This window comes from Pseudomonas sp. DW-iso17, from assembly GCF_058725345.1.
In genome coordinates this window covers 14,830-25,345 of record NZ_JBZXEA010000011.1, presented here as the reverse complement: position 1 = coordinate 25,345, position 10,516 = coordinate 14,830, and the positions used below count along the sequence as shown (strand labels likewise).

At 61.2% G+C, this 10,516-nt stretch carries 9 protein-coding genes; 7 read left to right on the top strand and 2 right to left on the bottom strand.

The features are described from left to right. Positions 1-64 precede the first annotated feature (64 nt). From AC4PS6_RS08015 to AC4PS6_RS08005, 3 genes are read left to right on the top strand one after another with little or no spacing between them, the layout of a single operon-like run. On the top strand, positions 65-1,090 hold the full coding sequence (locus AC4PS6_RS08015; protein ID WP_014720177.1) for an aminoglycoside phosphotransferase family protein: 1,026 nt from the start codon (positions 65-67) through the stop codon (positions 1,088-1,090). Continuing rightward, the gene (gene murU / locus AC4PS6_RS08010) at positions 1,087-1,761 is read left to right on the top strand and encodes an N-acetylmuramate alpha-1-phosphate uridylyltransferase MurU (protein ID WP_014720176.1); all 675 of its coding nucleotides are present in this window, start codon (positions 1,087-1,089) and stop codon (positions 1,759-1,761) included. The genes AC4PS6_RS08015 and murU overlap by 4 nt, the downstream gene beginning before the upstream one ends. A gap of 1 nt (position 1,762) precedes the next feature. Then, a complete protein-coding gene (locus AC4PS6_RS08005; protein WP_014720175.1) occupies positions 1,763-2,530 on the top strand; it encodes a TerB family tellurite resistance protein in 768 nt (255 codons plus the stop codon). Between the two features lie 76 nt (positions 2,531-2,606). Here AC4PS6_RS08005 and AC4PS6_RS08000 read toward each other — a convergent pair whose 3' ends face one another. Beyond that, entirely contained in the window at positions 2,607-3,581 is a 975-nt protein-coding gene (locus tag AC4PS6_RS08000) for an alpha/beta hydrolase family protein (RefSeq protein ID WP_336827515.1), read from the bottom strand. 213 nt (positions 3,582-3,794) lie between these two features. Between AC4PS6_RS08000 and AC4PS6_RS07995 the strand changes: the two genes are divergently transcribed. The 4 genes from AC4PS6_RS07995 to trpE all read left to right on the top strand — a co-directional run bounded on the left by AC4PS6_RS07995 (position 3,795) and on the right by trpE (position 8,065). After that, positions 3,795-4,943, top strand: a complete 1,149-nt coding sequence (locus tag AC4PS6_RS07995; protein WP_014720173.1) for an iron-containing alcohol dehydrogenase — start codon at positions 3,795-3,797, stop codon at positions 4,941-4,943. An 84-nt stretch (positions 4,944-5,027) separates the two neighbouring features. Next, a complete protein-coding gene (rpe, locus tag AC4PS6_RS07990) occupies positions 5,028-5,702 on the top strand; it encodes a ribulose-phosphate 3-epimerase (protein ID WP_003194703.1) in 675 nt (224 codons plus the stop codon). Continuing rightward, on the top strand, positions 5,699-6,517 hold the full coding sequence (locus AC4PS6_RS07985) for a phosphoglycolate phosphatase (protein WP_014720172.1): 819 nt from the start codon (positions 5,699-5,701) through the stop codon (positions 6,515-6,517). Before rpe ends, AC4PS6_RS07985 begins: the two co-directional genes overlap by 4 nt. 66 nt (positions 6,518-6,583) lie before the next feature. Then, positions 6,584-8,065, top strand: coding sequence for an anthranilate synthase component I (trpE, locus tag AC4PS6_RS07980; RefSeq protein WP_020302182.1), 1,482 nt, complete (start codon positions 6,584-6,586; stop codon positions 8,063-8,065). Between the two features lie 122 nt (positions 8,066-8,187). Here trpE and estP read toward each other — a convergent pair whose 3' ends face one another. After that, on the bottom strand, positions 8,188-10,110 hold the full coding sequence (estP, locus tag AC4PS6_RS07975) for an esterase EstP (protein ID WP_103451800.1): 1,923 nt from the start codon (positions 10,108-10,110) through the stop codon (positions 8,188-8,190). Positions 10,111-10,516 lie beyond the last annotated feature (406 nt).

The window sequence follows — 10,516 nt, the reverse complement described above, 5'->3', positions numbered from 1 at the left end:
GAAAAAGATGCGTGATAATAAAGCATGCCCCGCTTGACGGCTAGCGCCGTCGGAGACCCTTGTAATGCCCGAGCACGATCTACGTTTACAACAGCTGGAAGTCTGGCTGGATGAGCAGTTGCCGATTCTTTTCAACGCTCAGGACTGGGGCCCCGTGCCCCCGGCCACATTGACCGCGGCCAGCAGCGACGCGAGTTTCAGGCGTTACTTCCGATGGGAGGGCGGTGCCCATACGTTCGTCGTCATGGACGCGCCACCCCCCCAGGAAAACTGCAAACCTTTCGTCGATATTGCGCATTTGCTCGCGAAATCGGGAATAAATGTGCCAAAAATTTATGCAGAAGATTTGCCCCGTGGCTTTCTTTTGCTCAATGACCTAGGCACAAAAACCTATCTGGACGTGATTGACGGTGAAAATGCCGACCAATTATTTGCCGATGCCATCGACGCGCTGCTGGCTTTCCAGCAATTGCCGATGGATGCACCGTTGCCCAGCTATGACGTGGCTTTATTGCGTCGCGAGCTGGAACTGTTCCCGGAATGGTATGTGCGCCGTCACTTGGGCATCGACCTCGACCCTGAGCAACAAGCCCTCTGGCAACGTGCCAGCCAGCAGTTGATCGACAGCGCCCTGGCCCAGCCCAAGGTGCTGGTGCACCGCGACTACATGCCGCGCAACCTGATGATCAGTGAGCCAAGCCCTGGCGTGCTGGATTTCCAGGACGCGGTCTACGGCCCGGTGACCTATGACATCACCTGCCTGTTCAAGGACGCCTTCCTCAGTTGGCCCCAGGCCCGCGTGCGCGAATGGCAGCGTGGCTATTGGCAGCGTGCCGGACAATTGGGGATTCCAGTACAGGACGACTTTGAGGAGTTCCTGCGTGCCAGCGACCTGATGGGCGTGCAGCGTCACCTCAAGGTTATCGGCATCTTTTCGCGTATCTGCCACCGCGACGGCAAACCACGCTACCTGGCCGACGTGCCGCGTTTCTTTGCTTATATAGAAGCGGTGCTGGCCGACCGACCCGAGTTGAGTGACCTGGGCGAGTTACTCGCCAGCCTGCGCGAACCTGCCGAGGCCAGCGTATGAAGGCGATGATCCTGGCGGCGGGCAAGGGCGAGCGCATGCGTCCGCTCACCCTGCATACGCCCAAGCCGCTGGTGCAAGCCGGCGGCAAGCGGCTGATCGAGTATCACCTTGAAGCCTTGGCGAAGGCCGGCTTTACCGAGATCGTGATCAACCACGCCTGGCTCGGCGAGCAGATCGAAAGCTACCTGGGCGACGGTGCCCAGTTCGGTCTGCGCATCCGCTACTCCCCGGAGGGTGAACCGCTGGAAACGGGGGGCGGGATATTCCAGGCGTTGCCGCTGCTGGGCGACGAACCGTTTCTGGTGGTCAATGGCGATATCTGGACTGACTACGATTTCATCCAGCTCAAGCAGCCGATCCGGGGCCTGGCGCACTTGGTGATGGTCGACAACCCAGCACACCACCCCTCGGGCGGGGATTTCTACCTGGATCACGGTGTGCTTCATGATGCCGCGCCCGGTGCCGATAACCTGACCTTCAGTGGCATTTCAGTGCTCGACCCTAAATTGTTCGCGGGTTGCAGCGCCGGTGCCTTCAAGCTGGCCCCGCTGTTGCGCGAGGCCATGGCCAAAGGTTTGGTAACGGGGGAGCACATGGCAGGACGCTGGGTGGATGTAGGGACGCTGGAGCGATTGGCGCAGGTCGAAACCTTGCTGACAGCGGGGCAGTAGGATGTTGTGGCCAGGGACGCTGATCGGCGCCGGGGCTGGCTTTGCCATTGCCAGTATCCCGGGGGCTCTGTTGGGGGCATTGCTGGGGCAGGCGCTGGATCGCCGTCTGCAACTGCACAGTTGGGCGCAGTTGCGTGAACGCCTGGGTGGGCGCCCGGCTTTGCGCAACGATGAACTGCTGTTTGTGCTGCTGGGACGCCTGGCCAAGAGTAATGGCCGGGTTGTCGATGGGCATATCCAGCAAGCGCGCCAGGAGATGCGCGCACTGGACATGAGTGAGCCGGCCCAGCGCCGCGCGATCAGCGCCTTCAACCGTGGCAAGTCCGGCAGCGACCGGGTTCGCCGTTACCTGCGGGTGCTCAAGACGCAGCCCCATGCGGCGGAAGGCGTGCTGCGCGCCTGTTGGCGCATGGCGTGGGCGGACGGTCGAGCGGATGCTGCCGAGCGCGACCTGATCGACCAGTGGGGCAAGTGGTTGGGCTGGACGCCACAGCAGCTTCAGGCATTGGCGACCGATTACGCGCCGGAGCGCAAGCCATTGGCCAATCGTGGCGGTGCCTATCAGGAGGCGTTGCGTATCCTGGGGGTGACGGCAACCACTGAGCCTTCGGTGATCAAGCGCGCCTACCGCCGCCTGCTCAGCCGTCACCATCCGGACAAGATCGCCGGCACGGGTGCCAGCCCCGCGCAAGTGCGGGAGGCGACCGAACGAACCCGAGAGTTGCATAACGCCTATGCGCTGATTCGCGAGCGGCGGGATTTTCGTTGAGACTATCGCCACTCAACGCCATGTGGGAGGGGGCTTGCCCCTGCCACATCGTTGTGCGACATGGTCGACTATGTGATCAGTCTGCGCTGCCCTTCGGGCTCAGCCACCCGCGAACCCTGCGGTACAACTGCTCTTGCTCCGCCGCGCTATTGCCGGGTAACGCCGTGAGCGACACCTGCTTATAGCTGTCATTCTTCGAGCGCTTGGCCGCCTGGAGTCGCTCCAGGGCGTTCTTGCGATCCTGGGCGCCCTCTTGATAGAACACGTCCGCCGTGGGTACCTTCAAGGCCGGCGCCAGTTGCTGCAGGTCCGGTTGGCGAGCCGCAGGCGTCTTGCCGGCCACCATCACCAACCTCTGCACCTGGGAGGGTTGTTTCTCGCTGAGGTAGCGTGCCGCCCACCAGGCCCCGGTGCCATGGCCGAGCAACACCACACTGCGGGCGCTTTGGGTCTGGGCGAAGGCGACAGCGGCGTCGATACGGTCGAAGATGCGCTTGGCGTCGGTCTTGTCCTGCTCATCCGCCCCCGGCACCACCGCCGGGTCAGTGCCTTCGGCCTCGGCACTGGCGGCCTGTTCGACCGGCTTGGCAGCGGTGCTGCCTTCTTTGCTGCTGGTATCGACCGCCGCTGTCGGCGGTTCGATGAGCCGTGGCGGCAGGGTGTCCACACTGACGTCAGGCAATGACAGGCTGAGGGTGCCCCAGGCGGCGTCCGGTAACTTGCGCCGCAGAGGCGCGATGGCCTGCGGCCAGTCCGCGTTCTCCCCGGCACCTGGTACGAGAATCACCACACCCTCGGCTTCGGCGCTGTTGGCGGGTTTCCATAGCGCCAGGAACGAATCGCTACCAGCTTGCAATTGCTGTTGCTCCTGCTGCGGCACCTGCCGTTCGAGCGCACTGGCTTCTTGCTGGCTACGCTCGGGCAAGGCCTGGCGTTCAGCCGGTTTTTCGACGGCAGGCGAGGGTGCATCCTCGGCCTGAACAGGCAAGACGCTGGTAAACAGCAGTGACAGGCACAATGCTGGCAGTGCCGAACGGTGAAGAAAAAGCATCGTTGATTCCCGGCCAGAAGTGATTCCAGCAGCCTAATGGGTTGGTCGGTATTTGTCAGGGGTATGAGGCGCGGTTCTCGCTATCGACAGGCTATCGGCGGTTTGTTAGCTGTCTTGATGGTCGCGGCGCGGCCATTCAACCAATGAATGGCAGACAACACGCCAGGGGCAGCTATTCTTGTGCCAGCCCATCATTCATAAGAGGCCGCGCACATGAGTACTTCCTCATTCAAGATCGCCCACAAACTGCTGACCGGTGCAGGTGCCATCGAACAACTGGCTGCCGAACTCACGCGCCTGGATGTGGATAACCCACTGATCGTCACTGACGCCGCGCTGGTCCAGTCCGGTACCGTGGCGCTGGCCTTGGAGCATCTGGGTGATCGAGCCTACGAAATCTTCGACCGCGTGCTGCCCGATCCGGAAATTGCCATCGTCGAAGACTGCATGCGTGCGTACCGCGAAGGGGGGCATGACGGCCTGATCGGTGTGGGCGGCGGCAGTGCCATCGACATCGCCAAGAGCGTGGCGGCCTATGCCGGTTATCACGGCGCGCTGGCGGACTTGTTTGGCGTCGATCAGGTGCCGCGCAAAGGCCCGCCGTTGATCGCCATCCCCACCACGGCCGGTACCGGCTCGGAGGTGACCAATGTGGCGATACTGTCCGACAAGGCTGCACAGCTGAAAAAAGGCATCGTCAGCGATTACTTGCTGCCGGATGTCGCGCTGATCAGCCCGCAAATGACCTTGACCTGCCCGCGAGGTGTCACGGCCGCCAGTGGCGTGGACGCCTTGGTGCATGCCATCGAGTCCTACCTGTCGCTGCATGCCTCGCCGATTACCGACGCCCTGGCCATCGGTGCGATCAGATTGATTGCCAGCGCGTTGCCCAAGGCTTACGCCAACCCGGCCAACCTGCAGGCCCGTGACGACATGGCCACCGCCAGCCTGATGGCCGGCATGGCCTTTGGCAACGCGGGCGTCGGTGCCGTGCATGCGCTGGCGTACCCGTTGGGTGGGCGCTTCAATATTGCCCATGGCGTCAGTAATGCGCTGTTGCTGCCGTATGTCATGCACTGGAACAAATTGGCCTGCGTCGAGCGTATGCAGGACATCGCCCAGGCCATGGGCGTCAATATCGCCGGGCTGAGTGTGAATGACGCTGCCGACCAGGCTGTAGAGGCGATGACGCGGTTATGTGCGGCAGTGGAGATCCCGTCCGGCCTGCGCAGTTTCGGCGTGCCCGAGGACGCCATCCCGGCCATGGCCAGCGAAGCTGCAGGCATTGAACGCTTGATGCGTAACAACCCGCGCAAGCTCAGCGCCGCCGATATCGAAAAAATCTACCGGGCAGCTTACTAACCGTTGAGATAGGTCACGGTGCGCGCAGCAAAGCATGAGGTATACAATGCGCGCCATCGTGATTTAGCTCAAAAAAGGTGCGTCATGCAGCCCTTCGTCATTGCTCCATCGATTCTCTCTGCCGACTTCGCCCGCCTGGGTGAGGAAGTGGACAAGGTGTTGGCCGCCGGTGCCGACTTCGTGCACTTCGATGTCATGGACAACCACTACGTACCCAACCTGACCATCGGCCCGATGGTGTGCGCCGCGTTGCGCAAGTACGGCATCACCGCGCCGATTGATGCGCACCTGATGGTCAGTCCGGTAGACCGTATCGTCGGTGACTTCATCGAGGCGGGTGCGACTTACATCACCTTCCACCCGGAAGCTACATTGCACGTTGACCGCACCTTGCAACTGATCCGCGAAGGCGGCTGCAAGGCGGGCCTGGTATTCAACCCGGCCACTCCGCTGAGCGTGCTTGAGTACGTGATGGACAAGGTCGACATGGTCTTGCTGATGAGCGTCAACCCAGGCTTCGGCGGGCAGAAGTTCATCCCTGGCACCTTGAACAAGCTGCGTGAGGCCCGTGCGCTGATTGATGCGTCGGGGCGTGACATTCGCCTGGAGATTGACGGCGGCGTTAACGTCAACAATATCCGTGAGATCGCCGCAGCGGGTGCCGATACCTTCGTGGCCGGCTCGGCTATTTTCAATGCCCCGGACTACCAGGCCGTCATTGACAAGATGCGTGCCGAACTGGCGCTGGCGCGTCCATGAGCGGTTTTGAGCAGTTGTTCCCCGGCAAATTGCCACGGCTGGTGATGTTCGATCTGGACGGTACCTTGATCGACTCGGTGCCCGACCTGGCGGCCGCGGTGGACCAGATGCTGCTCAAGCTGGGGCGCAAACCGGCAGGCATCGAGTCAGTGCGCAAGTGGGTCGGCAATGGCGCGCCGATGTTGGTGCGCCGGGCCCTGGCCAACGACATCGATGCCACGGGCGTGGATGAGGTCGAGGCAGAACATGCCTTGGAGCTGTTCAATGCCGCTTACGAAAGCAGCCACGAACTGACCGTGGTTTACCCCGGCGTGCGTGACACCCTCAAGTGGTTGAGCAAGCAGGGCGTGGAAATGGCCCTGATCACCAACAAGCCGGAGCGCTTCGTTGCGCCGTTGTTGGACCAGATGAAAATCGGGCGCTATTTCCGCTGGATTATCGGCGGCGATACTTTACCGCAGAAAAAACCAGACCCTGCGGCCCTGTTTTTCGTAATGAAAATGGCCAATATTCCGGCGTCTCAGTCGCTGTTTGTCGGCGATTCGCGCAGTGATGTGCTGGCGGCTAAAGCGGCGGGCGTGCAGTGCGTGGCCTTGAGTTATGGTTACAACCATGGCCGGCCGATTGCGGAGGAGTCCCCCGCGCTGGTCATTGATGACCTGCGACTGCTAATCCCCGGTTGCTTGGGCGCGGGCGCTGAGATAACGTTGCCCGACATTGATTCGTCCCCTTCTGGAAATTCCATCGTGGTGGTCACTCGCAAACTCTGGATGAAAGTCATCAAGGCCCTGGCCCGCTGGCGTTGGCGCGCCTGACTGATCCTGGCCGCGTGTGCGGCACGTTTGCCTACCTGACTTGACCCTCACACCACGAGGCACCTCATGACCCGCGAAGAATTCCTGCGTTTGGCCGCTGCCGGCTACAACCGTATCCCCATGGCTTGCGAAACCCTGGCCGACTTCGATACGCCGCTGTCGATCTACCTGAAGCTGGCCGATGAGCCCAACTCTTACCTGCTTGAGTCGGTACAAGGCGGCGAGAAGTGGGGCCGTTACTCGATCATTGGCCTGCCATGCCGCACGGTGCTGCGGGTGCACGACCATCATGTGAGCATCACCCATGACGGCGTGGAGATCGAAAGCCATGACGTAGAAGACCCGCTGGCCTTTGTCGAAACCTTCAAGGCGCGCTACAACGTGCCGACCATTGCTGGCCTGCCGCGCTTCAATGGCGGCCTGGTGGGGTACTTCGGCTATGACTGCGTGCGCTATGTGGAAAAACGCCTGGGCAAATGCCCGAACCCGGACCCGCTGGGGGTGCCGGACATTTTGCTGATGGTGTCCGACGCGGTGGTGGTGTTCGACAACCTCGCCGGCAAGATGCATGCGATTGTCCTCGCCGACCCCGCCCAGGCTGATGCCTTCGAACAAGGCCAGGCCAACCTGGAAGCGTTGCTGGAAAAACTTCGCCAGCCGATCACCCCGCGTCGCGGCCTGGACCTCAGCCGCCCCCCGGCGGCCGACCCGGTGTTCCGCTCAAGCTTTACCCAGGATGACTACGAGCGCGCCGTCGATACCATCAAGGAATACATCCTTGCCGGTGACTGCATGCAAGTGGTGCCGTCGCAACGCATGTCCATCGACTTCAAGGCGGCACCGATTGACCTGTACCGCGCACTGCGTTGCTTCAACCCGACGCCGTATATGTACTTCTTCAACTTCGGCGACTTCCACGTCGTGGGCAGTTCGCCGGAAGTGCTGGTGCGGGTTGAAGACAACCTGATCACCGTGCGCCCGATTGCCGGCACGCGCCCCCGAGGGGCGACCGAAGAAGCCGACGTGGCGCTGGAAGAAGACCTGCTCAGCGACGAAAAGGAAATTGCCGAACACCTGATGCTGATCGACCTGGGGCGCAATGACACCGGGCGTGTCTCGGAAATCGGCTCGGTGAAACTGACCGAGAAGATGGTCATCGAACGGTATTCCAATGTGATGCATATCGTGTCCAACGTCACCGGCGAGCTGAAGGCCGGGCTGACGGCGATGGACGCCCTGCGAGCGATTTTGCCGGCGGGCACATTGTCGGGGGCGCCGAAGATCCGTGCGATGGAAATTATCGACGAACTGGAGCCGGTCAAGCGTGGTGTCTACGGCGGCGCCGTCGGGTATTTTGCCTGGAACGGCAATATGGATACCGCCATTGCGATCCGCACGGCGGTGATCAAGAACGGCGAGCTGCATGTGCAAGCTGGTGGCGGGATTGTGGCAGACTCGGTGCCGGCCCTTGAATGGGAAGAAACCCTCAACAAGCGTCGGGCGATGTTCCGTGCCGTGGCATTGGCAGAGCAAACTCCACAAGACTAAAGCTGGAATAAAAAATGTGGGAGCGGGCTTGCTCGCGACGACGGTGTGTCACTTGAGATATTCAGTGACTGATCCACCGCCATCGCAGGCAAGCCAGCTCCCACATTTATTTTGCGCAGTATTTAGAAATCCAGACTGACTCCGACATTGATGCCTTGCTGGGTCAAGTTGTCATCCTTTCTCACGTTATACGCCGCCCGCAACGCCAGGTCCTGAGTCAGCTTGTGGCTGACACCCAGGCTCAAGCGGTCAGAATTACTGCGAGGCGTATACCCGTCGAGCTTGAAGTCGATCCCCTGCACGCTGTTGAGCGAAATGTTCACCTTCTGGGTGTCATTTTCAAACTCATGCTCGTGGGCCACTTCGCCAAAAACCTGGGTTTGCGGCGTGATGCGGTAGCTGCCTTGCAGGCCGACGCCCAGGCGTTTGGAGTCGCGTTGTTGATCGTCAAAGGTCAGGGCGGTGGAGCGGCTGCTTTTCTCCGAGTAACCATTGACTTCAACCCGCGCGTAATCGGCGCTGATGAACGGCGAGAGGTGCCAGTCGCTGCCCGGCGCGGCGATGTCATACCCCACGCGGCCGCTCAGGGCCCAGAGCCAGCCATCGGTGTCACCTTTCTCCGAGCCTTCGCTGATACCCAGGGCAAACTTGCGTTTGAGGCTGTCGAAGTCCAGCTTGCCGCCGGTCAATGCGGCATCGGCCCACCAGTGGTTCTGCTGATACTGAGCGAATGCCGTGCCCATATAGCTGTTGAGCTTGTAGTCTGAATCATTGGCGCCGGCTTCGAGTGTCTGCCGATACAGGCCGGCGGCAACGCCCACGCGCCAGTTTTCATCGAGCCGATAGCTGCCACCGATATTCAGGTTATAGCCGCTGCCGTCGCCACTGGCCGAGCTGCTCTGATCATCGAAATCCAGGCGTTGGCCGCCGCCGGCCACTATGGCGCGCCATTGGCCGACGGCTTGCCAGCTGCCGTTGTCTGCTTGCCATTGGTTACGCAACTCGTCCTGGTGGGCGCGCAATGTGCCTTGGGCCATTTCCGGCAGCAAGGTCAGTTCCCACGGCGCGGCGAGTAGCGAATAGGCGTAGTCGGCAATCAAGCGTTGCCCGGCCACAGTAGGGTGGACCGAGTCGTTGTAGATCAGCTTGGTTGGGTCCGGGTTGGTGCCGCCGATGCCATAGGTTGGGTTGGCGGTGCAACTGTTACCGCTGAAGCAGGTGCCCGTCAGGTTCTGCTCGGTGGCTAGGCCGAAGCGCGCTGGATCGGCGAAGGCCTCGTTCAACAGCAGCGGGATGTTCAGCGGGATAACCTGCGCATCCACTTGTGACAGACGCTGTACCAGGGACTGGTTGAAAATAGTGCTCAGGGCCGAAGTCGCTGCTTGCTGTGGGGTGCCGTTGATGGCCGGCGTCAGGCCCAGGTCGGGTAGCATCCACACCATAATGTAACGCGCGCCGGCTTGTTGCAGGGCCTGGGCGCTGTCCGCCAGCCTGCCGCCGGCGGCGACCGCTTGAGCGGGGCTGAGTACCCGGCCTTGCAGGAAGTCATTGCCGCCACCGGAAAGGAAGTAAAGTGCGTTCGGGTCGGCTCTCCCACCATTAGCCGGCAGATAGCCCTGCCGACTGCGCAACACAGTGCCGCCCCCGGGGTTGCCTGGGGGAATCGCAGCATTGGAGACTGAGGTAATGGACTCGAGGATATTGTCGGTACGGTAGCCACCCACTGCCCAGTTGTTGCCGTCTGGCAAACCCTGGGCTGCGCGAACCGGTGAGGTGGAAGCATTCAGGTCGTTGGGAGCGACGCCCAGTTTCGTGCCCAGCAGGGTCGATGAGACCAGGCCGTATTCACCCTGGAAGGTCGGCCCGGTTCGGTTGGTAAAGCGCAATGTGGCGCCGGCCGAACCGTCGGGAAACTGGCCTGCATCCGCCAGGCTGTCGCCGAAAACCACCATGGTTGAATAAGGTGACGGGGCTGCGAACGCCTGGGCGCAGGCCAATGACAGGAGGCAGCCGGCAAGGGGCGCGAAAAACGCTGGTCTGAGCATGCAAGATTCCATTGGGTTGTTTTTATGTCGGAAGTGAAACACTAGCAAAATTTCTGGCATTTTCTGTAGGGAAATCCGGAATCCACCTACGTTGCGTCCCCGTATTTGCGGCTCCATATTGCACCGCTGGCGAGCCTACGTTACTGTGCCTGAACGTATGAATGAGACCCTCCCCGTGTTGATCATCAGCAAACTCTTGATGCGAGTAGTCAAGGCACACGCCCGTTGGCGTTGGCGCGCCTGACATTTTTCTCTGCCGGCCTGGCCGGACCTGTACCGATTTGCCTTCTTCACCCGTTGTCTGACGCCCCTTGCCAACTCACCCTGGCAACCGGAACGTGCGTCTGGCAGCGGGTCACACGCTTGGAAGGCGGTCATTTGAAATCAGTGAATTCAAGAGGTTTGA